The organism is Thorsellia anophelis DSM 18579, assembly GCF_900111395.1.
In the GTDB taxonomy this organism is placed as follows: domain Bacteria; phylum Pseudomonadota; class Gammaproteobacteria; order Enterobacterales; family Thorselliaceae; genus Thorsellia; species Thorsellia anophelis.
Genome location: NZ_FOHV01000002.1, coordinates 111,772 through 137,685, shown reverse-complemented (window position 1 = coordinate 137,685; position 25,914 = coordinate 111,772). Strand labels below are relative to the sequence as shown.

Genomic DNA, 25,914 nt, shown 5'->3' with positions numbered 1-25,914 from the left:
TACACATTTATTAATGAAATGTTTACTTTAAAAAATCACATTATTAATTTGATCGGCAGTTTTAAAAATAAGTTGAATTTCTTTAGCTACTTTTTTGTTGATTTTTTTTCATTGAATAGAGGGTTTATTTTAATAAAATAAAGTAAGAAAAGTTTGATTTATTTTAGAGCAAGAACGAGCCTAAAACTATATCTTAAGATATAAACTATTGAAAAATAAAATTATTAAATTTAGAGACTGCAACTAAATAATAGTTGCAGTCTCTTAAACTATTAATTACTTTCAATAATTAGTCTTTAGATGAGCGGCTCGCACGTTTACGATCATTTTCAGTTAAATGACGTTTGCGAATACGGATTGATTGAGGAGTAATTTCTACTAACTCATCATCGTCGATAAATTCTAAAGCTTGTTCTAATGACATTTTGATTGGTGGAACAAGTACAATCGCTTCATCAGTACCAGAGGCACGCATATTAGTTAATTTCTTACCCGTTAAACAGTTAACTGTCAGATCATTTGAACGTGTATGAATACCAATAACTTGACCCTCATAAACTTCTGCACCATGTCCAATGAACAAACGACCTCTTTCCTGTAAACCAAATAATGCAAATGCTAGTGCTTTACCTTGTCCATTAGAAATCAACACGCCGTTTTGACGTTGACCAATTTCTCCACCTTTAAAGTCGTCATAATGACTGAACGTCGAATAAATTAACCCAGTACCTGAGGTCATTGTCAAAAATTCAGTTCTAAATCCTATCAACCCGCGGCTTGGAATCACGTAATCTAAACGTACGCGACCTTTACCATCTGGAATCATATTCTTAAGCTCACCTTTACGGTATCCCATCGCTTCCATGATAGAACCTTGGTGCTGTTCTTCAACATCAATTGTTACTTGTTCAAATGGTTCTTCTTTTTTGCCATTTTCTTCACGGATAATAACTTTAGGACGCGATACTGCTAATTCAAAGCCTTCACGACGCATATTTTCTATTAAGACGGATAAATGTAGCTCACCACGACCTGACACTAAGAACGTATCTGGATCTTCTGTGTCTTCAACTCGTAGAGCAACATTGTGCACTAATTCTTTTTGTAGACGATCACGAATTTGACGTGAAGTGACAAATTTACCTTCTTTACCACAGAAAGGTGAAGTATTCACACCAAATGACATGCTAATGGTTGGTTCATCAACCGTTAACGGTGGTAATGCTTCAACTTCACCTGCAGCGCAAATAGTATCGGAAATATTTAATTCACCTAATCCTGTGATAGCAATAATATCACCTGCATGAGCTATTTCAGCTTCAACACGCTGCAAACCAATGTGAGTTAACACTTGGCCTACTTTACCATTACGTGTTTTACCTTCACTATCAATAATAGTCACTTGTTGGTTCGGCTTAACTGATCCACGTTTAATACGGCCAATACCAATAACACCAACATAATTATTATAATCTAATTGAGAAATTTGCATCTGGAAGGCACCATCTGAATCAACTTGTGGATGCTCAACGTGCTCGATGATTGCTTCAAATAACGGATCTAAGTTATCTGACATATCAGTATGATCTTTACCTGCAATTCCTAATAACGCAGATGCATAAATAATTGGGAAATCTAATTGCTCATCAGTGGCGCCTAGATTATCGAAAAGATCAAAGACTTGATCTACAACCCAGTCAGGACGCGCACCTGGTCTATCAACTTTATTTACAACCACAATTGGCTTTAAACCATGGGCAAATGCTTTTTGTGTCACAAAACGTGTTTGTGGCATTGGACCATCCATTGCATCAACAATCAATAAAACAGAGTCCACCATTGACATTACGCGTTCAACTTCTCCACCAAAATCAGCATGTCCTGGAGTATCAACGATATTGATATGATAGCCATTCCAATTAATTGCTGTATTCTTAGCTAAGATTGTAATACCGCGCTCTTTTTCTAAGTCATTAGAGTCCATGACCCGCTCGGTTGAATCATTTTGTCTATCGGCAGCTAATGTACCTGATTTTTTTAATAATTTATCAACGATAGTGGTTTTTCCATGATCAACGTGGGCGATGATGGCGATATTACGTAGTTTTTCAATCACAATTAAGTCTCTCAGTTAACTCTCATTTCCTATAACAATTTTTTTTGATTAAGAATTGAGCAGGGTTTATATAAAAATAACAACATATTTTACATGGAATTCACAGATCAATAAACAAAAGAAATTAACGAATATGTCAAAACCTGTAAACCCTTTATAATTCAAACAATTAAAAAATGATTTTTTTCAGGCAAAGTCCTTTTTTTACACTTAAATATCATTATATGGCATTTTTAAACTCAAATATCCAATTTCCAAATAGTATTTCCATTGTTTTTTTAGAGATAAATTACTCTCTTTTGATACTTTTTTCTGCAAATTAATTACTAAAAAATGTAAACTAAAAATTCGATGCTTTCCATCAACGCATTCTTTGTTTATTATTACATAGCTGATTCTATCTCATATCAGATTATTAACGATTTCACTCACCTATTTCACTCAATAAAAGAGGTATTTTTTTATGACTGGCGACAACATCATCACTATGTTGCAGGAACAAGATGTTAAATTTGTTGATCTACGTTTTACAGACACCAAAGGGCAAGATCAGCACATGACCGTCCCTGCGCATCAAATTGATGAAGATTTTTTTGAAGAAGGAAAAATGTTCGATGCCTCTTCCATAGCCGGTTGGAAATCTATCCAAGAATCAGACATGGTACTCATGCCTGATACTTCAAGTGCCGTTTTAGACCCATTCTCAGCAGTTTCTATGCTCATTATCCGCTGTGATGTTGTAGAACCAGGTACCTTGCAAGGCTATAATCGCTGTCCACGCTCACTCGCTAAAAGAGCGGAAGCTTATCTTCGTTCAACTGGCATTGCAGATACAGTCCTTGTAGGTCCTGAACCAGAGTTTTTCCTATTCGATGATGTTAGATTCGGTAGTGGTCCACAAGGTAGCCATGTATTTCTTGATGATAACGAAGGATATTGGAATAATGGTAAACAAATAGAAGGTGGGAATAAAGCGCACCGCCCAGCTCCTCACGGCGGGTATGCCCCATTAACCCCTATTGATCCTTCTCACGATATTAGGGCTGAAATGAGTTTAGTAATGGAACAAATGGGGTTAGTCGTCGAAGCGCATCACCATGAAGTCGCCACTGGCCAAAATGAACTTGCAACACGTTTTAACACCCTCACACTTAAAGCAGATGAAACCCAAATTTATAAATATGTAGTGCAGAATGTTGCTTATCAGTTCAATAAAACTGCTACGTTTATGCCTAAGCCGATTTGTGGTGATAACGGCTCTGGGATGCATTGCCATATGTCACTTGCAAAAAATGGTGTCAACCTTTTTAGTGGTGATAAATATGGAGGGTTATCTGAAACTGCAATTTATTTCATTGGGGGGATTATCAAGCATGCTAAAGCTTTAAATGCCATAACTAATCCAAGTACAAATTCTTATAAAAGACTAGTACCTGGTTATGAAGCTCCTGTTTTATTAGCCTACTCAGCAAGAAATCGTTCAGCATCAATACGTATTCCTGTGGTTTCTAATCCCAAAGCGAGACGAATTGAAGTCCGATTCCCAGACCCTGCTGCAAATCCTTATTTAGCCTTTTCTGCTCTTCTTATGGCTGGTTTAGATGGCATTACAAACAAAATTCACCCTGGTGATGCTATGGACAAAAATCTCTATGATTTACCTCCAGAAGAATTAAAAGGGATTCCGAGTGTTGCATTTTCTCTTGAAGAAGCGCTCAATGCGCTTGCAACTGATAATGAGTTTTTAACTCGTGGTGGAGTGTTTAGCAAGGATATGCTTGATGCCTATATTGCCCTTAAAAATAAAGAAGTTGAACGGTTAAGAATGGTTCCACATCCCGTTGAGTTTGAGATGTACTATAGCATTTAATATACACCATTCACTAAAGCAATAAAAAGGCCTGCTATGCAGGCCTTTTTATTGCTATGTTAAAAGAGAATAATTAACGGATATTTAAAACTCTTCCCAATCTTCATGATCACTCACAATATTCTCTTGTTTCTTGTTAGGTGCACCAGTTGGCGATTTGACTTCTTGCCCACCTAAATTATAGACTTTAGGTCTTTTTAATTCATCTTTCTTCGTATCTGCTTCATGCCTAGTTGCAGTTCCAACTTTATCTAGTTTACTACCTTTCTCACTATGGCTAGGTGTAGCTGTCTTAGCTGGCTCTTTACGCGCGATAGGGGTATTATCAATCGAATTATTAGTAGTCACTTTAGGTAATGACTTGGTATTTGAATGACTCTTTTTACTTTCTATGCGAGCATTTGGACTATAGGTGATATCAGTAGTAGAAATCTGTACATGAGCATTATGGCTACGTTTGTAAGCTTCACTATCAAACATTTTAAAAGCTGCAACTAACTTACTTAATTCAACAATTTGCTGTTTCATCGTATGAGTTGCATCATTTGCCTCTCTTACCATGGATAAATTAAGATGCGTGATATCATCCATTTGCTGGATAAGTGCCCCAACTTGATGTATACCTGAGCTTTGTTCTTCACTAGACGCAGTAATTTGAGAAATAATCTGTGTCACTTCATGAACACTATCAACAATATCACTTATTGAAGTACCTGCTTGAGCAGCAAGCTGATTACCACTATTAACACGTTGTACAGAATCAGCAATTAAGCCTTCAATTTCTTTTGCAGCAGTTGCTGAACGCTGAGCAAGATTACGTACTTCAGTTGCAACTACAGCAAACCCTCGTCCATGCTCACCTGCCCTCGCAGCTTCCACTGCAGCATTTAATGCAAGAATATTAGTTTGGAACGCAATACCATCAATGACACTTGTAATATCGGCCACTTTACGAGACGACTCATTAATTGAAGCCATTGTAGTTACCATCTCACTGATAACCGCGCCCCCTTTAACTGCTACTGATGAAGCAGATTCTGCTTTTTCCGTAGCTTGGCGAGCACTTTGAGTATTGAGTTGTACAATATTTGTCAAGTGCGTCATTGAATCTGCAATCTGAGATAAAGAAGATGCTTGCTGATCTGTCCTAACAGATAAAGATACATTTGATTTATCAATTAAGTCAGCTGCTTGCTCAATATGTTCAGAGCTATCTCTAACATTAGAAATCATATTACTCAGCCCATCACGCATATTTGCAATCGCAACAATAACTGAATCAGGATCCGCTGAATTCGAATCGATACTGATAGCAAGATTACCAGATGCAATATCATTGGCAATACTACTAACATGACCAGGCTCGTCACCAAGTGAACGAGTGATTACTCTGGCAACTATAAACGCAGAACTCAATCCTATGACAGTTGCAATAGCAAGTAACAATAACATTGCTGCTTGGAAACTTTCTGCTGTTGCAAGTGCTTTTTGTGTTTCAGCAACGCTAGATTTTTCTTGTAAATCAATAAATTCATTTATCACTTTTAGCCATTCAACAAATAAAGGCCTAGCCTTTTCCATCATTACTATTTCGGCTCTAGCATAGTTTTTATCAAGTCGGTGTTTAATTACTTCATCAATTAAAGGAAGTGTCTGCTTTTCGATATCATCAATTCTTTTTAAAATTTCAAGTTCTATAGGCTGGACTTCATCGGCTCTTTCCTTAAGCAAATTATTTAATGCAACATGCGCATCTGCATAATCTTTTGCGAGCTTATTGATAGTATCAACTACCTGTGGTACTTCGCTTGAAGTTTCAACTAATATGATATCCCTTGCTGCAATAGCTCTATCATGGACACTTCCACGGAAATTAATTGCATGGCGCTGTTTTACGCTATTAAAACTATCAACATATAACAATGAATCAGCTATTGAATTTACTCTTAAAATGCTGGTAATTGCCACTACAAATATCATTGCGATAATAAGTGAAAAACCAACTAATATCTTAGATTTGACCGAACTAAATGGACCTTGTCTCATTTTAAATAGCACTCCTGTTAATACAATATATAATGCAAAAAATTCCCGAAAAATCGCTATTAACTCAATTAACTGTAAATAAATATTGCCACTTTATGATTTAAATCACTTACTTTAACCGCTGATAGGTAATAGGCGGTATAGATTACTCTTTTACGCAAAGAATTACAAAGATTGATTAAACGTAAATTAATGTTTATTTATCTATTATCACTTATCAGTAATGTGAAATCAATATTTTCAGTACATCTAAAATAAATTAAATGAATTATCATTCAAATAATTAAATATTTTTTGGCCGGTTACTGATAAAAAAAATGCCACAAATTGTGGCATCGTAAAAAGCAACTAAAAATGTTACAAAAAGTTAATTTTTAAATATTTAAGCAGTTGCTGAGCTATTTTTCTCTTCTAAGTATAAGCTTTTATCATAAGCTTTAAAGAATGGAAGGTACATAACGAACGAAATAACAATATTAATCAAAACTAACACCACTGCACGCCAATCTCCCCCAGTAGATAAATATGCGCCTATCGGTGCTGGCAATGTCCAAGGCACTTGCGCATAGGTTGGTCTAACGAAACCAAGCACAGTTGCATAATAAGATAAACCAGCCAAGATAAGCGGCACAATGATAAAAGGTGGGATGAGATAACGATTTAAAACGATAGGAGTACCAAAAATAACAGGTTCATTAATATTAAAAATAGAAGGTATAAAACAAGTCCGCCCCATTGTTTTCAGATAGGTAGAACGAGCTAAAAATAACATTGCAAAAACTAATCCAACTGTAGCACCAGATCCCCCAATCCAAACAAACCATTGAAAGAATGTTTCTGGCGCAACATGTGGAGCGGGAAGACCTTGTTCTATTGCTGAAGCATTATTACCTAAGTACACTTCCCAAACAGGTCGAGCTAGTGATCCGACTACTGAAACCCCATGAATACCAAATGACCAGAAAAAGGTAATTAAAAATACTGGTATTAGAACCCCAAACAAACTGTCCCCTGCTTTAACAATAGGTGCAACGGCGTGTTCAACAAGTTTATGAAGATCAAGACCGAAAACTAGTGTTAGCATAACCATAATAATGACAACAAATAGAATCGGAATCAATGCTTCAAATGAACGAGAAACGCTCGGTGGAACTTGAGGAGGCATCTTAATTGTAATGTTGTACTTTTTACAAAGGCGCATAATCTCAACCGAGGCAATCGCAACAATCATTCCCATGAAAAGACCATGCCCACCTAAATTAGAAATTGGCAAGTAAAATTCAGATACCTTACGGAACTCTTCCATACTTTCAGCACCAACCGGCATCATTAATCCCATAAATGTTCCATCATCAATGCCAATTAATGGAGCCATGATTGAATTGCCTAATTTTAATATATTCGGTGCAATAGATAGCAATAACGCTACTATAGCAATTTGTCCTCCAGCTAAAGGATCGAGCTGATACCCTTTGGCTAAGTTATACCCAATTCCAAATGTAATATAGAGTGTCATAATGAACATTGTTACTCGAAATGGAATCAAAATTTGTGCAGCATGAGCTTTTGCCCACATGGTAATCGCCCATTCTGCAGGTAGTGGAGGCACCGCTATTATCAAAAATAAACTTCCTATGATGATAAAAGGTAAGGATGAAATAACACCATCTCGAACAGCAATTAAATGCCTTTGTTGAGAAAGAGCAGCCATCCTCATAGATAATTGCTTATCTAAAAAATCAGTAAACTTTGACATATCAACTCCTTTTAGACGAGCCAGGTTTAATTAAAGTCTCAAGCTAAACCATATGGCTAAAAAATGAACTCGCAATATATACAATTCTAATATTACAACTTATAATGAATAATTTATTCCAAAATAACCGTAAAAGAAAGGATTATCTATTTTTTATTGGAAATATTCTTATTAATGTGAATTTGATCACGATTTATAGCTAATAAACTCACTTTTGTCAGTTTAAGGTGTCACATATATGGAAATACAAACAAATGCAGATTATAGACTTATCTTGCTTAGACAATAAAGTAGTGTTTGTGAAAACAAATTGAAAAGAGGATTAGATAATACTTATGTGACTATGAATAACTATTCATATCAGACAGATTCTTGATGGGTAAAAAAATAACCCCAACCGTTAGATTGGGGTGCGCTAATATTGCGCCAACACCAGGGAAACATCAATGAATTTACATGGACGCAGTATAACTTAATATTGAGTATGAGTCTCAATCTAGGTGCACATAAATTGATATGGATCAATTTCACTGGTTATATTTAATAGGTGAAGCATAGCCAGGTTAATTTTGACTAATTATTCAAGTAAGTTATCGGATTGACAGCTTCGCCTTCTTTTCTAATTTCAAAATACAGCCCACTATCTGATTCACCTTCTCTTTGACCAACTTTACTAATAACCTTTCCTATTGAGATATCATCGCCTTGCTTAACAAGCATTTCACTATTATAACCATACAAACTCATATACCCAGCACCATGATCAATCACAATGACATTACCATACCCTTGTAAGTAATCAGCTATCAGTACTTTTCCAGATTGTACAGCTTTAACCGATTGACCATATGCAGCAGAGATCACCCACCCTTTGCTCATGATCTCTCCTCCTAGTTGCTCACCATAATTGATAATAATTGCACCATCAACAGGTTTTGGTAAAGTTTTTCCTGAACTATTCGAACTTTGACTTAACATTTTACCAGTAGAAGGATTACTAGTTTGGGATTTAGACAATGATTCAGCTGCTAATGCCGCTGCTTGCCTTTCGGCCTCTCTCGTAGCCTGTTGAATTTTATATTGAAGGTTAATCTGATCGTCTCTTAAAGATACTAATTCATCCTCTGTTTTACTCATTTGCGATTTAATTTGTGATATTGTTTTTGAATGTGCTAATTTTACAGCCTCTAGCGCTTCTAATTTTACATTCTGTTCTTTGATTAAAGTCTCTTGTTGAGATTTTTTAGCTTTAATATCATCTTGTTTCTCACGCAACTCAATTTCTTGTGTTTGGATTATTTCAATAGTTTTTTCGCGTGCACGATTCAAATATCCAATATAACCGACAACTCTATCATTACGTTGCGTGTTTTCACTTGAAAAAAGCATCTCCATTGTACTACTTTGCCCTTGCATAAATGCCATTTCAATTTGTTTGAGAAGTAGAGCTTTTTGTTCAATAATAGATTGATTAATCTTACTAATTTGAGTTTCAATTGATTTGATTTCGTCATCAATTACATCTAAGTCAGTTTTAAACGCTTTTAATTCTAGTTCTAATGCATTTATCTCTTGATTCTGTTTTTGCAATAGCGAATTTAACTTATCTTTTTCTATTTTTTGATTTTTCAATTTATTTTCTTGCTTATCTATTTCAGTTTCTAGAGCATTCAATTGGGCTTTATTATCATCTGAAAAAGACACATCACTCAAAATTAAAAGAGATAAAAATGCAATCACCTGTGCTAGACACCTGTTTTTTTTAGTCATAATATTCTGTTCAGTAAGATAAATTAAAGTAAGTTATATACCGCCTACTATACCATAAGCTGGCCCCAAAAACCGTTATAATATCTACTTGAGCACCTGTACTAAATGAGTAAAGCGTGCATAATCTCTACAGATTTAATTAAAGAATCTTGATGCTATCATCACGCTAAATCAAAATTACCGTTTTAACAATATCAAATACTGATTCTTTGACATCCTCCCCCTGCTAAAGCAAGGGGATTGGAACCAGTCAAAAAAATTATCCTAGCATTCGCCAAAAACTGTAGGGAGGCGAGCTCTGGTCGCCAAGTTACTTTGCGGGCAGTTGTGGCGGTGCACCTATTGCTGTGGTACGTCAGTACATTGAACAGCAGCGTACACCTCACTAATTACCGATAGGACTGCGAGGCAGTCCGTGCTTACATTTCTGCCCCAAAGGGCAAAGTTTTACGCACTTTTGATAAAAACTAAAATATTGACACCTTAGTTTATCTAATTTGAATCTCTTTAGTAATCTAATGATATACTCTAACTTAATTACTATAGTATATACTTTAAGGAGTGAATGTGTTTAATTGGTTTGAACAAAAAATAAATCCCTTTCCTGATAACTTACCAAAAAGATATCCAACTAAACTTATCCCATTTATTTGGGCTTGTAGCAGTGGGATACGTCGATATATTTTCATTATGTCTCTTTTTACAGCTGCCGTCGGTATCTTTGAAGCAGTACTATTTAGTTTCTTAGGTAATGTTATTGACTGGTTAAGTGAAACTAAACCAGAAGATCTATGGGCTAAGGAAGGCCATAGGATTTTATTTTTATTAATCATTTTATTAATTAGCCCCCTGCTCGTTGGTGTTCAAAGCTTAATTAAGCATCAAACCTTGATGGGTAATTATCCTATGCGTTTGCGTTGGTTATTTCATCGGCAAATGCTTAATCAAAGCATGGGATTTTACCAAAATGAATTCGCTGGCAGAATATCAACAAAAGTACTACAAACTGCTTTAGCTGCTCGTGATGTCACTATGATATTCATGGATATTTTAGTTTTCGTTGGGATCTATTTCGTGACTATTTTATTAGTAGTGGGTAATTTTAGTTTATTAATGCTAATTCCATTTTTAGTTTGGCTCTTTTTTTACGCAGCTGCCAATATCTATTTTGTCCCTAGACTTGGAAAAGTGGCTAAACGCCAAGCTGATGCACGTTCTTTAATGTCTGGGAGAATTACTGACGCCTATACGAATATTTCTACTGTAAAACTTTTTTCACATGCTAATCGTGAAGCTGATTTTGCAAAAAATTCAATGAAAGAGTTTATGCAATCTGTTTATGCACAAATGCGTCTTGTGACAGGATTTTATACGCTTGATTATGCATTATGCGCCTTTTTAACAATTGCTACAGCAAGCATGGGACTCATTCTATGGTCACAAGGTATTATGGGTGTTGGGGCAGTTGCAGCTTCTATCGCATTAGCACTAAGACTAAATGGAATGTCTCAATGGATAATGTGGGAAATGTCTAACTTATTTGAGAATATTGGCACGGTCCAAGATGGGTTACAAATCTTATCTAGGCAAGTTGAAATTAAAGATAAACCTAACGCGAACTCTCTTATTGTTTCAAAAGGTGAAGTCATTTTTAAAGAGGTTGAGTTTAGTTATGGTGGTGAAAAAGAAGTTATAAAATCGTTAAACCTACAGATTAAACCTGGTGAAAAAATCGGTTTAGTTGGTCGATCTGGTGCAGGAAAATCAACCTTATTAAATCTTTTACTCAGATTTTATGATGTCGATAGTGGTTCAATATTAATTGATGGTCAATCAATAGCAGATGTTTCGCAGTCAAGCCTCCGGCAAAACATTGGAATGGTTACACAAGATACATCTTTACTGCATCGTTCGGTAAAAGATAATTTAACTTATGGACGCCCTGATGCTACCGAAGATCAAATCATGGAAGCTGCAAAAAATGCACACGCTCATGAATTTATCACTGAGCTTTCAGATCATTTAGGACGTAAGGGTTATGAAGCTCATGTTGGTGAACGTGGCGTCAAACTCTCAGGTGGACAAAGGCAACGAATTGCCATTGCGAGAGTCATGCTAAAAGATGCCCCTATTTTACTGCTTGATGAAGCTACAAGTGCCCTTGACTCTGAGGTTGAAATCGCTATTCAAGAAAGCTTGTATCGTCTAATGGAAGGGAAAACAGTCATAGCAATTGCACATAGACTGTCCACTATCGCCGCGATGGATAGACTTATTGTGATGGATAAAGGTGAGATTATCGAATCAGGAAGTCATAACGAACTTATAGAACAAAATGGCATGTATGCACAATTATGGCGCCATCAAAGTGGCGGTTTTCTCGCTTCCGATGATAATTTGGATAATGAGTAATGAATAAGCCTCTTAATATTAATGATATTGCTAATCTTGCCGGTGTCGCTAAGAGTACCGTATCTCGATTTTTAAATGGAGGATCTGTCAGCGAAAAAACAAAGCTTAAGATTGAACAAATTATCAAAAAAACAGGTTTTTTACCAAACCAATCAGCCCAAAACTTAAAGTCAAAGCACAGTAAACTAGTGGGTGTTGTCATACCAAGAATTGATTCTTATGCAGTTTCACGTACGTTAATGGGATTGGACAGCATTCTTTCTGAATTCGATATGCAAATGCTTGTACTCAATTCCAGTCAATCAATACAAAGAGAGATAAATGCACTTGATAATTTAAGTAAGCAAAAATTAGCAGGAGTGGTTTGGTTAGCATCAAAGTTTACCTCTGAACATAATAAAGTCATAAAACAGTTACAACTTGCTAATATCCCTATTTTAATAGTAGGTCAAACGCATCCTACCCTCCCTTTTATTGCTTACCCCGATTACGAAGCAGCTTCAACCTTAGCTAAATACTGTATTTCACTTGGCCATGATAATGCTGCCTATATAGGAGTTGCAGAATCTGACTTAGCAGTAGGAAAAAATCGCTGGCAGGGATATTTGGATGTTTTTAAGTCTAATCATGCTAATCTGACCCGATATTTATGCTCTTTTAGCATGGATGATGCTTATCAAATAACAAAATCAATCTTAGCTGACAAAAAAACTTACTCATTAATTTTATGCGCAACAGATAATATTGCACTTGGTGCATTTAAAGCGCTCGCTGAGGCTGGGATAAGCATCCCAGATGAGATAAGCCTGGCAGGCTTTGGTGGATACCAATTTAGTGAGATGCTTCATCCTGCCATCACAACAATTTCATTGCCTTTTTATGAAGCTGGCCAAATAGCGGCGTATAAATTAAAACTCATGAACCAAATTATGCTCAATGAAGATGCAAGTGTAAAACAGCTTTGTATTGAACAGTTTAATTCCTCATCCTCAGCCAATTGTTTGAAAAGAATCGATGCGACTCACTATCAGAACCGATTAACACTTGATTCCGATCACATTTTTACAGATTTCCACTTAAAAAAGCATCAGAGTGTTGACTTAAAATCATAGAAGCTCTAGATTATTGGAATCGGTTCCATTAACATTAAGTATTGCCAATTTATGATAATACTTAATGTACTTTTATACTCTAATATACTCTAATCTATTCACTCTTTACTTAATAAGGCCATCCTGATGAATATACAAATGTCTACTCAAGTGTTAATAACCGCCCTAGGTGGTTCTAACAATATTGAAGCCGCATCACATTGTGCGACACGTTTAAGACTTGTCCTCAAAGACGAATCTATATTAGATCAAGCTAAAATTGATGGCTTGGACATCGTTAAAGCAACTTTTTCCACAGGTGGGCAATATCAAGTTATCATCGGAACAGGTACTGTTAATCTTGTTTACGCAGAACTAAGCAAGCAACTTGGAATAACTGAGATGTCAACGCAGGATGTTAAAGCAGCTAGCGCTGAAAAGCTTAATCTGATTCAACGTTTTGTAAAAATGCTCTCCGATATTTTTGTACCAATCATTCCTGCAATTGTAGCAGGTGGCTTATTGATGGGAATCAATAACCTATTAACAGCCAAAGATCTTTTCTATGTTGGAGAATCGTTAATCGATAAGACACCAGCACTTAATGATCTTGCTAGCATGATTAATACTTTCTCGAACGCTGCTTTTGTGTTTCTACCTGTGTTAATTGGTTTTTCTGCTACTAAGCGATTTGGAGGCAACCCATTTTTAGGTGCCACACTAGGAATGATCATGGTGCACCCAGATTTAATGAATGCCTATGATGCTAATAGCGCCACAAGCATACCTTATTGGGATATCTTTGGTATGCATATCGAAAAATTAGGGTATCAAGGACAAGTATTGCCTGTTTTAGTAGCTTCCTATGTACTAGCTTTTTTTGAAAAAAGCTTCAGGCGATTTATTCCAGCTGCATTAGATATGCTGCTAACGCCCTTATTTGCCATTCTAGTTACCTCAATTTTAACTTTTATTGCTTTAGGTCCAATAACCCGTGAATTAGGTGAATGGATTATGTTTGGTATTTTGTGGTTATTCAATTCTTTAGGTGTTTTAGGAGGATTTTTATTTGGATTCTTCTATGCCCCAATTGTCATTACTGGTATGCACCATAGCTTTATTGCTCTTGAAACGCAATTATTAGCTAACATGGGGGAAACTGGTGGCTCCTTTATTTTCCCTATTGCAGCTATGTCTAACGTTGCACAAGGAGCAGCAGCTCTAGCAGCATTCTTTATTATCAAAGATGCAAAAATGAAAGGTGTTGCTTCAGCTTCAGGTTTCTCTGCATTATTAGGCATAACTGAACCCGCTATGTTTGGGGTAAATCTTAAACTACGTTATCCATTTTATGCGGCAATTTTAGGATCAGGTTTTGCTTCTGCTTTTATTGCTTATCAAGATGTACTTGCAATCGCCTTAGGAGCAGCGGGTTTACCTGGGATCATCTCTATTGCACCCAAATCACTCTTTTCTTATATTATTGGCATGGCGATTGCTTTTACTATTGCCTTTAGCATGACATTTATTTTAGCCAAAAGACAAGCTCAAAAAGAGGCTATGTAATGGACAAAGAAACTATGCTAGCATCTTTACTTTCTATTGAAACATCCGAATGGGATAGGGAAAAACGTTATACCTCTTTGCATGAAGTCAGCGCGTATTCATTAGAGACATTAAAATCAAAAGTCGCTCATGCACCTTTTAGATTAACATACCATATCCAGCCACCGTGTGGCTTATTGAATGACCCAAATGGTTTTTGTTATTTTAATGGTGAGTATCACTTGTTCTATCAATGGTTTCCTTTAGGGCCTGTACATGGTTTAAAGCATTGGTACCACGTAAAATCAAAGGATTTAGTTAGCTGGGAAGATTGTGGTGTTGCTTTAATTCCTGATGGTCATATTAATTCTCATGGTGCCTATTCAGGTAGTGGTTTTATTCTCAACGATTCGCTACACGTTTTTTATACTGCTAATAGGCGTGATAAAAACTGGAAGCGCAGTTGTTCGCAGGTAATTGCAAAACTGATGCCAAACGGTCTGATTGAAACCGTTAATGATGCGATTGAATCGATTCCTCCAGAATATACTGAACATTTTCGTGATCCAAAAGTTTGGCAAGAAGGGGAACTCTTTTATGCCATTATTGGCGCCCAAAGAAAATGCGATCTAAAAGGGACCGGTGTTATCTATCGCTCCCTAAATGGTAAAGATTGGCAATTTATAGGGGAAATAAACACACAGTTAACGCAATTTGGTTATATGTGGGAATGTCCTGATTATTTTTGTTTAACTGAAGAAAATGAATCATTCGGTGTCTTTATTTTTTCACCTCAAGGATTAAACCCTACTGATGATAAATTCCAAAATATTTATCAATCCGGCTATATTGTGGGTCCAGAGCTTAATTTACCTAATCTCACATTTTCTCATGGAGAATTTCATGAGCTTGATTTTGGCTTTGATTTCTATGCCCCTCAAACAACCATGACTCCTGATGGTAGACGTATCATGATAGCATGGATGGGATTACCAGAGATTGAGTATCCAAGCGATAAAGATGGATGGGCGCATTGTCTAACCTTACCTAGAGAACTGACTTTAATTGATGGAAAGATTTTTCAGCATCCAGTCAAAGAATTACAAAACCTGAGAAAAGAAGTCATTTTTAAAGGGTATGCAGATGATAAAAGTATTATTGGACGCAGTGCCCATTTTGAATTAATCTTATCAGATGACTCAACCTTTGATAATTTTGAGTTAGCATTATTTGCAAGTGACCCATTACTTTTAAACAATAAAGATTCCGCTATCGAAAAATTAACCGTCCGATATGATTCGATGGCGCGACAGGTCACCATTGATAGGGAATTTGCAGGAATTGCATTTGCAACTAAGTACGGTACAACACGTTGTTACAAACTAAGTAAACCATTGACTCACATTCAGTTATTTGGGGATACTTCGTCTCTTGAGGTATTTTTTAATCATGGAGAGGCAGCCGCTAGCTTAAGGCATTTTTCTGCTGTTAACAATAATGCCATTATTTGGCAAGGCCATAAAACATCTGTAACACTATGGCAATATTAAACACAGTAAGTTAACCAAATAAAATCATTTAAAAGGCACTTATGCTAGCTCAGATTTAAATCCATTATAGTAAACTTATTAATAAGAGGAATTGATATGCGTATCGGAATTGATTTAGGCGGTACAAAAGCTGAAGTTATTGCTTTAGCGGACGATGGAAAAGAAATTTTTCGCCATAGAATTGACTCTCCGCAAGGTGAATATCAAAAAACATTAGAAGCGTTAGTCTATTTAGTAAATTTAACAGAGCAAGAAACTAAGCAAACAGGGACAGTTGGTCTTGGCATGCCTGGCACGATATCGCCTTTTACGGGGAAGGTTAAAAATGCGAATTCAACCTGGTTAAATGGTCAAAAAATCGATACTGACTTATCAAAACTCCTTAATCGCGAAGTGAGAGTCGCAAATGATGCAAACTGCCTTGCCGTATCAGAAGCAACAGATGGAGCTGGAAAAGGCAAAAGAACCGTATTTGCAATCATCATTGGGACTGGGTGTGGTGCTGGTATTGCGATTGATGGGCGAGTCCATGCAGGCGCAAATGGTAATGCAGGTGAGTGGGGACATAATCCTCTGCCTTGGATGACGCCTGAAGATAAATCTTATAGTGAAGATGTGTTATGTTATTGCCAAAAACGCGGTTGCTTAGAAACATTTGTATCAGGCACTGGTTTCATGAATGATTATCAAAGGCTTTCTAAAGGCCCAAGAGTTAACGGTCGAATCATAATGGAAAAAGCAACAAATGGCGATCCTATTGCAATTAAAGCTTTTGATAATTATCAGGTTCGTTTAGCTAAAGCAATTGCTCAGGTCACAAACCAACTTGACCCAGACGTATTTGTCCTTGGGGGAGGGATGAGTAATGTAGATAAACTCTATGATTCACTTCCTTCATTAATTCTACCTTGGGTATTTGGTGGTGAGTGCTCAACCCCAATTCTAAAAGCTGTTCATGGTGATTCGAGTGGTGTTCGTGGTGCAGCATGGCTTTGGCCGCAAATATAAGTTAAAATAGATTCATCTCTGATACGGCGACTTGTTAACAGTCGCCGTACTGCTTTATACTGACTAATCACACATAAAATTACTTTAAAAAAATCATAACATTAATTATGCAACCCTCTTTAAATAACAATAATGAGCTTCCCTTATTAAATTATGCAATGGGAATTGAATATGATGGCTCTCGTTATGCCGGCTGGCAAAGACAACATCATGCAGTAACTGTGCAAGGTGAACTGGAAAAAGCACTCAGTCACATTGCCAATGAAGTAATCGAGGTCCAATGTGCAGGTCGAACTGATGCAGGTGTTCATGCAACTTGCCAAATTGTTCATTTCAAAACTCATGTTCAAAGGGCACAAGGCGCTTGGACCTTAGGTGTCAATAGTCAACTACCGCCAGATATCGCAGTAAAATTTGCCATGCCTATAGCACAAGATTTCCATGCGCGATTTTCAGCTCAATCACGTCGATACCGCTATGTGATTTATAACCACAGGCTAAGACCTGCAATATTACAAAGTGGGTTAACTCAGTGTTTTGAGCCACTAGATGAAATGGCTATGCACAGGGCTGCACAAAGTTTAGTTGGAGAACATGATTTTACCAGTTTTAGAGCTTTAGCTTGCCAATCTCACAGCCCATGGAGAAATTTAGAGTATATTTCGGTTAAACGGATTGGGGCTTATGTTGTTATTGAAGTTCAGGCAAATGCTTTTTTACACCATATGGTAAGAAATATTGCAGGTAGCTTAATACAAGTAGGTATTAAAGCAAAACCGGAAAAGTGGATAGCTGAGCTACTCACTCTAAAAAATCGTCAAATTGCTGCTGCTACCGCTAAGCCGAATGGCTTATATTTAGTCCATGTAAACTATCCAGACCATTTTAATCTACCAAAATTCGATGACGGTCCTTTATTTTTGAGTAATCTTCCGACAGCATAACCTCTTGTAGTGATTTGTTTTCACTCTTCTACCTCTTTTAATCTATGCCTTTTTAACATGATTATGATTCGTAAAAAGGCATAAATAAAGAGAAAAAAAAACACTTTCATCATAAAAAAAGCATCATTTTTTATCCCCTTGAAGATCAGTATTTAATACTCTCTTAACCAACACTATATTTATTTTTTCATTTACAATAAGCTACTTACACCAAAAAAAATCAAACTTAAACATTTCAAAAAAAACTAGCTAACTATTTTTGTTAGTTAATTAAGTGATTTTTTTTTAAGTCTGTGTTTGTTAAGGTTAACCTAATACCGTTTATGCTAGTTTAATTGTATATTCGGTCATTTAACTGTCATCTCAATATGAGAATATCTGAGATAGGTTAATAAACTGTATTAAGGAGAATTGCTTATGTTTAATATTAACGATGTACTTCCGAGCAACTTTAATGATAGTCCTTTTGCATCACTCAAACGCAAAGCACTGCAAAAATTTGTGTATGAAAAAGAGTTTCAAGACTTTGCTGAAGCTTACCCTCACTTAAGAGGACTAGAGTGTGTCGAACAAATTATAGAATATTTCAAAATTAATTGTTTGTATGATATTGATGAACTGGAAAACATTCCCTCAAATGGTCCATTAGTTCTTGTTGCTAATCATCCAATTGGTTCTTTAGATGGTTTGTTATTGATCAAATTAATCGCTAAAGTGAGACCGGATATTAAAGTAGTTGCTAACCAACTTCTCTCTAATCTCAAACCGATTAGCAATTTATTCATTCCTGTTGATAATGTAGGGAAAAACACACATAGACAACAAATTAAATCTATGCATCAACACCTAACAAACCAAGGTGCCTTATTATTTTTTCCAGCAGGAGAGGTTTCACGATTAAATGTTAGCGGTGTGCGTGATGGGAAGTGGTACACTGGCTTTATTAAGCTTGCAGCAAAATCTAGAGCTCCTATCGTTCCAATCCATGTCAAAGCTAGAAATAGTCCGCTTTTTTATACAACCTCAATTTGTTACAAACCGCTTTCATCTTTATTATTGATTAGAGAAATGTTTGAACAAAAAAATAAAACTGTAAAAATCAAAGTTGGCCAAAGTATTCCTTTCCATAACTGGCACGACAACAAAATTGATATCAATGAGTTAGCAAAAAAATTTAGAAAACATGTTTATCGTCTTGGACATTCCAAACCTGGATTGTTTCATTGTGAAGCCCCTATTGCCTTAGCTGAAGATAGAATCTTACTGAAAAAACAAATTGAACAATCCGAATGCCTTGGACAAACTCCTGATGGCAAATCTATCTATCTTTATCAGCGTAAAGATAGCGACAATAGCCCTGTACTTAGGGAACTTGGTCGCCTTAGAGAAATTGCTTTTCGTGCAGTTGGAGAGGGTACTGGAAAAAGACGCGATTTAGATATCTATGATGATTACTACTACCAGCTTATTTTATGGGACCATCAAGAATTAGAAATTGTCGGCGCGTATCGCTTTTTGCCTACGGGTGAATCGATTATCGAAAAAGGGATTGAATCTATTTATAGCCATACGCTTTTTAATTATGAAGAGCGTATGATGCCTTATTTACAGCATGGCATAGAGCTTGGGAGAAGCTTCATTCAACCAAAATATTGGGGGAGACGTGGATTAGACTACCTTTGGCTAGGCATTGGTGCATTTATCGCACACTATCCACATTATCGTTACCTTTTTGGACCAGTGTCAATGTCAGGTACCCTGCCCTTGGCTGCGAGAGATTTAATGATTGCATTTTATCGGCTATATTTTCCTGACCTTGACCTATTAGCAACTTCACGCAATCCCTATCCTGCATCATTACCTGATGTCCTCGCCCAATTTAAAGGCGATGATTATCAAGCAGATTTCACATGCTTAAAAAGTATGTTAACTAATTTGGGTTGTGCTATTCCAACGCTATATAAGCAATATACTGAATTATGTGAACCAGGCGGGGTTAAATTTATTGATTTTGGCACTGACCCTGATTTTAATAATAGTATAGATGGATTAGTTTTAGTAGATCTGAGTAAATTAAAGCCTGCACGATATGAACGCTATATTGGTGTGCATTTAAACGCAATCTCATCAAGATCTGCTTAACATAAAAAACCTTAATATACAAATAGTAAGCTCTAAATTTATGTTGCGAAAATTATCTCATATAGCTTTCATTTTTTTGTTTTTATTAAAAACAAGAAAATGGAAGCTAATAATAAACTCATTCATGAATATACTTCTTTTGACTACTCTGATAATCTTCTGTAATTGTCTATATCGGGCAAAATATTAGCTGATATGGTTAAATCAAATTTAGATACATTCAGCCATAATCAATCGAAATATTAGGCTTTTTTATAAACACAATATCTATTCATGGAAATTAACGAAAATGATTAAATTTCATCAAATTATGCTTTATGTTGAAAACCAAGAAAAAATCGCTCAATTCTGGGTTGAACATTTAAATTTTGTTATAAAACAGAACAATAATGATTCAGGGGTACCAATCATTGTTATCAGTGATGGTCGAGAAAATGGAACTGAAATTGTTCTACACGATAAAAATTTAATTGCTCGCTATCAACCTGAGCTGAATCTGGGTACGCCGTCGATACTCTTATCTACAACTCAAGATATCGATACATTATATAAACAGTTTAAATCCAAAAAAATTACTGTTGGTGAATTAATGACTCTCCCGACAGGTCAACAAGTATTCAACTTTGCTGATCCTGAAAATAATTATTTTGCCATTATTCAAGCACGCTAAATTAATCAAGCCAGCAACTATTCAACAGCATACCGATTAGTTGCTACCAAATCATACCCTATTGATTAAACCATGTAAAAATATCAAAAAAATAATTAATCACTCAAACATCCGCTATTAACTTGCTTTTTTATGTTAAATCCTACTAAACTTCGATAAAAGCATGATAGTTAACACACATAAACTTAGTCGTTTATTTAATTTAAGGATTTTTAATGGATTATATCTTAGCTCTAGTAGATTTTATTCTTCATATAGATGTTCACTTACAAACTCTTATTGCTGAATATGGCATTTGGGTTTACGCCATTTTATTTTTGATTGTGTTTTGTGAAACAGGCTTAGTTGTGACACCATTTTTACCTGGTGATTCACTCCTTTTTGTTGCTGGCGCATTTGCATCTTTGCCTGAAACACCAATTAATGTCCATATAATCGTGGCACTACTTCTGGTTGCTGCAATTCTAGGGGATGCGGTGAATTATACGATTGGCAAATATTTTGGACGAAAATTATTCAGCAATCCTAACGCAAAGTTTTTTAAACCTAGTCATTTAGATAAAACTCATGCTTTTTATGAAAAATATGGTGGTAAAACCATTATCATAGCAAGATTTGTACCTATAGTTCGCACGTTTGCCCCATTTGTTGCAGGTATGGGAAGCATGAACTATCGTCAATTTGCAATGTATAATGTATCTGGCGCGATTCTATGGGTCTGCAGCTTTAGCTACGCTGGTTATTTCTTTGGTCAAACAGAATTTGTTCAAAACAACCTAAAGCTTTTGATAGTTGCTATAATTTTCATTTCAATTCTACCAGGGATAATTGAATTCATAAAAGAAAGAAGAAAATACAAAAAATCGAACAGTAATTAATAAAAATGAGTTATCTCCTAGAATTAGGCAGATAACTCATTTTTTTTATCAAAAAATATACAACCACGAAAATCTATGCTTTAATCTAATTGATTAATCGGTACAATATAGTTATCAATACCTATGTTTGAACTAATTTTATCGTCGATTCATTTTGATTACCGACAATCAACTAAGGTTCGTGTATAATACGGTAAAATATACTTATGAGCGAAAAGTCGCTTGCATTAGATATTATTAAATATAATGAAAAGATCATTCATAAAAAGAATGGTTTCAATAAAACTACTAACCCTTTAATTTATAGGCTATAACGATGAGCTGGCTCGAGAGAATATTTAACAAACCAACAATTTCAGCAACAGGAAAAGCAAACATTCCTGAAGGCACTTGGACTAAATGCTCACAGTGCGACCAAACCCTGTTTCGTCCTGAACTCATTCGAAATTTAGAAGTATGCCCCAAATGTGACAATCACATGAGAATTCATGCAAGGGCTAGACTACTTAAGTTCTTGGATAAAAACACTGCCATAGAGATTGGTGCAGAACTTGAACCTAAGGATGCTCTAAAATTTAGAGATACAAAAAAATATAAAGACCGCATAGTTGCAGCGCAAAAAGCCACTGGTGAAAAAGATGCATTAATTGTTATGAAAGGCGAATTAGCACAAATGCCTATTGTTGCAGCGGCATTTGAATTTTCATTTATGGGGGGCTCAATGGCATCTGTTGTAGGGGCTAGGTTTGTTAAAGGCGTAGAGCAAGCTCTAGCAGATAACTGCCCTTTTGTCTGCTTTTCAGCAAGTGGGGGCGCTAGAATGCAAGAAGCGCTTTTATCCTTAATGCAAATGGCTAAAACAAGTGCAGCATTAGCGAAATTACGTGAACGTGGCTTGCCATATATTTCAATAATGACTGATCCCACTATGGGTGGTGTATCTGCTAGCCTTGCGATGTTAGGTGATTTAAATATTGCTGAGCCTAATGCATTAATTGGATTTGCAGGTCCTCGCGTTATAGAACAAACTGTTAGAGAAACATTACCATCAGGATTTCAACGTAGCGAATTCTTAATCGAAAAAGGTGCAATTGATATGATAATTCGCAGAACAGAAATGCGTGAGCGTATTGCAAATATTCTTGCAAAATTAATGAATAAACCAGAGCCTGAGCCAGAGGCCTTTATTGAACACTCTGCGCATGAAGTTGAAGAAGATTCCTCAACACCTAAAAAGGCTTAAGTAGCGCAAAATGCAATTTTCATAAAGGCACCGTATTATTTAATAAGGTGCCTTTATTTGTTTAAGTGATTATATAACAAGTCTGATTCATTTCCCTTAGAATAATGTGAGCCTATGTCAGAACAATCTTCCCCTACTGTACACGATGATAAATGTTATCGTCCACACGAAAAAGATAATATTACAACCTGGTTATCCTACTTAGAAAACTTACATTCAAAATCTATTGATATGGGGTTAGTTAGAGTAAAAAAGGTTGGTGATAAATTATCTCTATTGAAACCTGCCCCAATTGTGATAACTGTAGGGGGAACAAATGGTAAAGGTACTACTTGCAGAACCTTAGAATTAATTTTACTTGAAGCTGGATTTAAAGTAGGAGTCTATAGCTCTCCTCATCTAATTAAATATAATGAGCGAGTTAGAATTCAAGGTAAAGAACTTCCAGATCATGAACATACAGCATCATTTTCTTGGATTGAAAACGCTAGAGGGGAAACTTCTTTAACTTATTTTGAATTTGGCACCCTAAGTGCTTTACATCTTTTTAAACAGGCTAGTTTAGATGTCGTTATCCTAGAAGTTGGTTTAGGAGGAAGACTAGATTCATGTAATATTGTTGATGCAGATATCTCTGTCATTACCTCTATTGATATTGATCATGTTGATTGGTTAGGGGATAACCGAGAAGTCATAGCTAAAGAAAAAGCAGGCATATTTCGCACAAACAGACCTGCTGTGATAGGTGAACCTAATATTCCTCAATCCATGATAAATTTTGCAAACGAAATCAATGCACCGCTTTATGAATTGGGGCAAGTTTGGCATTTTAAGCAATCTTTAGATTCTTGGAATTGGCATGGTACAGATTTACAACTTTTGAATCTACCCTATCCGCAGATTCCGGTACAAAATGCAGCTACGGCATTGGCAACTTTATATGCTGGCGGCTTTTTAAATCGCGCTGATGATAGACGAATCTCTGAAAAACAAATTAAAGATGCACTCACTAAGGTTTCGCTCAGTGGTAGATTCCAAATTATACAGACCCAAGAAATACGCATTGACGATAAAGAAAAAACAATTGCAAAGATCATTTTAGATGTCGCACACAACCCACATGCAGCAAAGTACCTGAGTGAGCAAGTAAACAAACTAAAATTAACCCTACCTAACTCAATTAAATTTCACTTTATTATTGGTATGTTATCAGATAAAGATATTGCAAGCACACTTAATGCATTAATACCTTCAGCAGATAGTTTTCATTTTATCTCTTTGAACGTTTCTAGAGGGGCTAGTGCTGAGCTGTTATCTGATACGCTGAATAACCTTCAAGCTTCGTATAAACAGTCAGGGCATTTTGTAGCACCAGTAACATCTCATAACTCGATTAAAGAAGCATATGATTACTTAGAAAATAAAGTTGAAAAAAATGATATCATTATCGTCTGCGGTTCATTCTATACAGTTGCAGAATTTTTAACATCTTCTTTTTAAATACTACCTGTTACTTTAAAAAGAAGCTCATAGTAAGCGACAAGGAGTTATCAGTGGCGAGTAAGTTTCAAAAACAATTAGTCGGTTCTATTATTCTAGTTGGAATAAGTGTTGCTGTTTTACCGAGTTTGTTTGATGGTAAAAAATGGTACAATGGACAAAATCAACCTGCTATTGCCTTATACCCCCAAAATCAAAACCACACTGATCAAACGTATATTGAAGCACCACAAATTAACGGACAAAATATTCAACTCAGTAATGAATTACCAGAACATTATTCAGTTCCAAATAATAATTTAAATGAACAAAATGAAATAGCAAATACCACAGATGAGACAGCCATAATCGATACAACAGCTCAAGTACAAGGTCTGATTCCTCTTACAACGGCATCAAATGCAAATATCCCAAATACACAGCCCAAGGAATTAAATACAACAACACCAAAACAAGTTGCCACAAATATTGAGAAGCCTGTGGAAAAACCAGCTGAACAAACTAAAGCTAAGCCCGTTGATACTAAATCTAGTCAAGCCTCAGGTAAATATGCAGTTCAGCTTGCGGCATTATCAAATAGCACAAGAGCAAATGAATTAGTATCAAAATTACAAGCAGCTGGCTACCCAGCTTTCACTGTATCTGGTGCTAAACTTACCCGTGTTTATGTCGGTCCGAATGATTCTAAACAAGCGTTGAATCAACAGCTTGGTAAATTGAAAAGTTTAACGGGTTTAGATGGACAAGTAGTCACTTTAAAGTAGATAATTAGCAGTAAATGTAATTGGTTGGTTGAATCAACTTGCCAGAGGTTATTTTTCATATATAAAGAGTTATTATGTTAATTTGGATTGATTATATTATTCTAGGCATCATCGGTATCTCAACACTTATCAGTTTAATCAGAGGGTTCGTCCGTGAGGCACTTTCTGTAATTGGCTGGATAGCTGCTTTTTTTATCGCAAGCAAATTTTATGCTTATCTAGCGGTTTATCTTACAGGAATTGAAGATACTATTTTACGAAATGCGACTGCTATTGGAATCTTATTTGCTGCAACTTTGATTGTTGCGGGTATTATTAACCACCTAATCGGAACAATAGTTGACAAAACAGGACTAAGTGGTACAGATAGACTACTAGGAATGTGCTTTGGTGCATTAAGAGGGACTTTGCTAGTCGCTGCTCTGCTACTATTTATTGATGCCTTCACTGGTATTGGTAGTTCTGAAGACTGGGGAAGATCTGAACTCGTCAGTAAATTCAAACCTATTCAACATTGGTTCTTTGATTATCTAAAAACTTCATCAAGTACTTTTGCTGAGTATATGAATAAAAAATAATTAATGATATTGCACGCGATCAGAAGGTCGC

Annotated in this window: 18 protein-coding genes and 1 pseudogene; 15 read left to right on the top strand and 4 right to left on the bottom strand. The window is 35.9% G+C overall.

Going from position 1 to position 25,914, the window contains the following annotated elements; all coding sequences use genetic code 11:
• Nucleotides 1-289: 289 nt before the first annotated feature.
• Nucleotides 290-2,116 carry a translational GTPase TypA gene (typA, locus tag BMW37_RS01805; protein WP_093317231.1) on the bottom strand — a complete coding sequence of 609 codons (1,827 nt, stop codon included), beginning with the start codon at nucleotides 2,114-2,116 and terminating at the stop codon, nucleotides 290-292.
• Between the two features lie 463 nt (nucleotides 2,117-2,579).
• On the opposite strand from typA, the gene glnA reads away from it, so the two are divergent.
• The gene (gene glnA, locus BMW37_RS01800; RefSeq protein WP_093317228.1) at nucleotides 2,580-3,986 is read left to right on the top strand and encodes a glutamate--ammonia ligase; all 1,407 of its coding nucleotides are present in this window, start codon (nucleotides 2,580-2,582) and stop codon (nucleotides 3,984-3,986) included.
• A gap of 84 nt (nucleotides 3,987-4,070) precedes the next feature.
• Here the strand turns inward: glnA and BMW37_RS01795 are convergent, their stop codons facing one another.
• The 3 genes from BMW37_RS01795 to BMW37_RS01785 form a co-directional block, all read right to left on the bottom strand.
• Complete coding sequence (locus BMW37_RS01795; protein ID WP_093317225.1) at nucleotides 4,071-6,032, bottom strand: methyl-accepting chemotaxis protein; 1,962 nt, start codon at nucleotides 6,030-6,032, stop codon at nucleotides 4,071-4,073.
• Between the two features lie 382 nt (nucleotides 6,033-6,414).
• Entirely contained in the window at nucleotides 6,415-7,788 is a 1,374-nt protein-coding gene (locus BMW37_RS01790) for a PTS sugar transporter subunit IIC (RefSeq protein ID WP_093317223.1), read from the bottom strand.
• Nucleotides 7,789-8,361: 573 nt separating this feature from the next.
• On the bottom strand, nucleotides 8,362-9,558 hold the full coding sequence (locus tag BMW37_RS01785) for a peptidoglycan DD-metalloendopeptidase family protein (protein ID WP_093317220.1): 1,197 nt from the start codon (nucleotides 9,556-9,558) through the stop codon (nucleotides 8,362-8,364).
• 290 nt (nucleotides 9,559-9,848) lie between these two features.
• On the opposite strand from BMW37_RS01785, the pseudogene BMW37_RS01780 reads away from it, so the two are divergent.
• From BMW37_RS01780 to BMW37_RS01715, 14 genes and pseudogenes are all read left to right on the top strand, one after another.
• Nucleotides 9,849-9,947 (top strand): annotated as a pseudogene (locus BMW37_RS01780) (transposase); the annotation flags it as partial.
• 178 nt (nucleotides 9,948-10,125) lie between these two features.
• Nucleotides 10,126-11,970 carry an ABC transporter ATP-binding protein gene (locus BMW37_RS01775; RefSeq protein ID WP_093317217.1) on the top strand — a complete coding sequence of 615 codons (1,845 nt, stop codon included), beginning with the start codon at nucleotides 10,126-10,128 and terminating at the stop codon, nucleotides 11,968-11,970.
• Nucleotides 11,970-13,082, top strand: coding sequence for a LacI family DNA-binding transcriptional regulator (locus BMW37_RS01770; protein ID WP_093317215.1), 1,113 nt, complete (start codon nucleotides 11,970-11,972; stop codon nucleotides 13,080-13,082). Before BMW37_RS01775 ends, BMW37_RS01770 begins: the two co-directional genes overlap by 1 nt.
• A gap of 126 nt (nucleotides 13,083-13,208) precedes the next feature.
• Complete coding sequence (locus tag BMW37_RS01765) at nucleotides 13,209-14,627, top strand: sucrose-specific PTS transporter subunit IIBC (RefSeq protein ID WP_093317212.1); 1,419 nt, start codon at nucleotides 13,209-13,211, stop codon at nucleotides 14,625-14,627.
• Entirely contained in the window at nucleotides 14,627-16,156 is a 1,530-nt protein-coding gene (locus BMW37_RS01760) for a sucrose-6-phosphate hydrolase (protein WP_093317210.1), read from the top strand. Before BMW37_RS01765 ends, BMW37_RS01760 begins: the two co-directional genes overlap by 1 nt.
• A 96-nt stretch (nucleotides 16,157-16,252) precedes the next feature.
• Nucleotides 16,253-17,164, top strand: coding sequence for a fructokinase (mak, locus tag BMW37_RS01755; RefSeq protein WP_093317207.1), 912 nt, complete (start codon nucleotides 16,253-16,255; stop codon nucleotides 17,162-17,164).
• 107 nt (nucleotides 17,165-17,271) lie between these two features.
• On the top strand, nucleotides 17,272-18,108 hold the full coding sequence (truA, locus tag BMW37_RS01750) for a tRNA pseudouridine(38-40) synthase TruA (RefSeq protein ID WP_093317205.1): 837 nt from the start codon (nucleotides 17,272-17,274) through the stop codon (nucleotides 18,106-18,108).
• Between the two features lie 417 nt (nucleotides 18,109-18,525).
• A complete protein-coding gene (gene olsF, locus BMW37_RS01745; RefSeq protein WP_093317202.1) occupies nucleotides 18,526-20,250 on the top strand; it encodes a bifunctional ornithine lipid synthase OlsF in 1,725 nt (574 codons plus the stop codon).
• A gap of 289 nt (nucleotides 20,251-20,539) precedes the next feature.
• Complete coding sequence (locus BMW37_RS01740) at nucleotides 20,540-20,920, top strand: VOC family protein (protein WP_093317200.1); 381 nt, start codon at nucleotides 20,540-20,542, stop codon at nucleotides 20,918-20,920.
• Nucleotides 20,921-21,135: 215 nt separating this feature from the next.
• Nucleotides 21,136-21,798, top strand: coding sequence for a DedA family protein (locus BMW37_RS01735; protein ID WP_093317197.1), 663 nt, complete (start codon nucleotides 21,136-21,138; stop codon nucleotides 21,796-21,798).
• Between the two features lie 316 nt (nucleotides 21,799-22,114).
• On the top strand, nucleotides 22,115-23,041 hold the full coding sequence (accD, locus tag BMW37_RS01730; protein WP_093317194.1) for an acetyl-CoA carboxylase, carboxyltransferase subunit beta: 927 nt from the start codon (nucleotides 22,115-22,117) through the stop codon (nucleotides 23,039-23,041).
• A 114-nt stretch (nucleotides 23,042-23,155) separates the two neighbouring features.
• A complete protein-coding gene (folC, locus tag BMW37_RS01725) occupies nucleotides 23,156-24,541 on the top strand; it encodes a bifunctional tetrahydrofolate synthase/dihydrofolate synthase (RefSeq protein ID WP_093317192.1) in 1,386 nt (461 codons plus the stop codon).
• 53 nt (nucleotides 24,542-24,594) lie between these two features.
• Nucleotides 24,595-25,305: an SPOR domain-containing protein gene (locus BMW37_RS01720; protein WP_177168554.1), complete on the top strand. Its 711-nt coding sequence runs from the start codon at nucleotides 24,595-24,597 to the stop codon at nucleotides 25,303-25,305.
• A gap of 74 nt (nucleotides 25,306-25,379) precedes the next feature.
• Nucleotides 25,380-25,883 (top strand): CvpA family protein, encoded by a 504-nt coding sequence (locus BMW37_RS01715; RefSeq protein ID WP_093317186.1) that lies wholly within the window; start codon nucleotides 25,380-25,382, stop codon nucleotides 25,881-25,883.
• Nucleotides 25,884-25,914 lie beyond the last annotated feature (31 nt).

Excerpts from the sequence above, each read along its gene's own strand:
- BMW37_RS01715 (WP_093317186.1), top strand. The coding sequence starts at position 25,380 with ATGTTAATTTGGATTGATTATATTATTCTAGGCATCATCGGTATCTCA.
- accD (WP_093317194.1), top strand. The coding sequence starts at position 22,115 with ATGAGCTGGCTCGAGAGAATATTTAACAAACCAACAATTTCAGCAACA.
- olsF (WP_093317202.1), top strand. The coding sequence starts at position 18,526 with ATGTTTAATATTAACGATGTACTTCCGAGCAACTTTAATGATAGTCCT.
- glnA (WP_093317228.1), top strand. The coding sequence starts at position 2,580 with ATGACTGGCGACAACATCATCACTATGTTGCAGGAACAAGATGTTAAA.
- BMW37_RS01795 (WP_093317225.1), bottom strand. The coding sequence starts at position 6,032 with ATGAGACAAGGTCCATTTAGTTCGGTCAAATCTAAGATATTAGTTGGT.
- BMW37_RS01760 (WP_093317210.1), top strand. The coding sequence starts at position 14,627 with ATGGACAAAGAAACTATGCTAGCATCTTTACTTTCTATTGAAACATCC.
- BMW37_RS01740 (WP_093317200.1), top strand. The coding sequence starts at position 20,540 with ATGATTAAATTTCATCAAATTATGCTTTATGTTGAAAACCAAGAAAAA.
- BMW37_RS01735 (WP_093317197.1), top strand. The coding sequence starts at position 21,136 with ATGGATTATATCTTAGCTCTAGTAGATTTTATTCTTCATATAGATGTT.
- BMW37_RS01785 (WP_093317220.1), bottom strand. The coding sequence starts at position 9,558 with ATGACTAAAAAAAACAGGTGTCTAGCACAGGTGATTGCATTTTTATCT.
- BMW37_RS01765 (WP_093317212.1), top strand. The coding sequence starts at position 13,209 with ATGAATATACAAATGTCTACTCAAGTGTTAATAACCGCCCTAGGTGGT.
- folC (WP_093317192.1), top strand. The coding sequence starts at position 23,156 with ATGTCAGAACAATCTTCCCCTACTGTACACGATGATAAATGTTATCGT.
- truA (WP_093317205.1), top strand. The coding sequence starts at position 17,272 with ATGCAACCCTCTTTAAATAACAATAATGAGCTTCCCTTATTAAATTAT.
- BMW37_RS01790 (WP_093317223.1), bottom strand. The coding sequence starts at position 7,788 with ATGTCAAAGTTTACTGATTTTTTAGATAAGCAATTATCTATGAGGATG.
- mak (WP_093317207.1), top strand. The coding sequence starts at position 16,253 with ATGCGTATCGGAATTGATTTAGGCGGTACAAAAGCTGAAGTTATTGCT.
- BMW37_RS01770 (WP_093317215.1), top strand. The coding sequence starts at position 11,970 with ATGAATAAGCCTCTTAATATTAATGATATTGCTAATCTTGCCGGTGTC.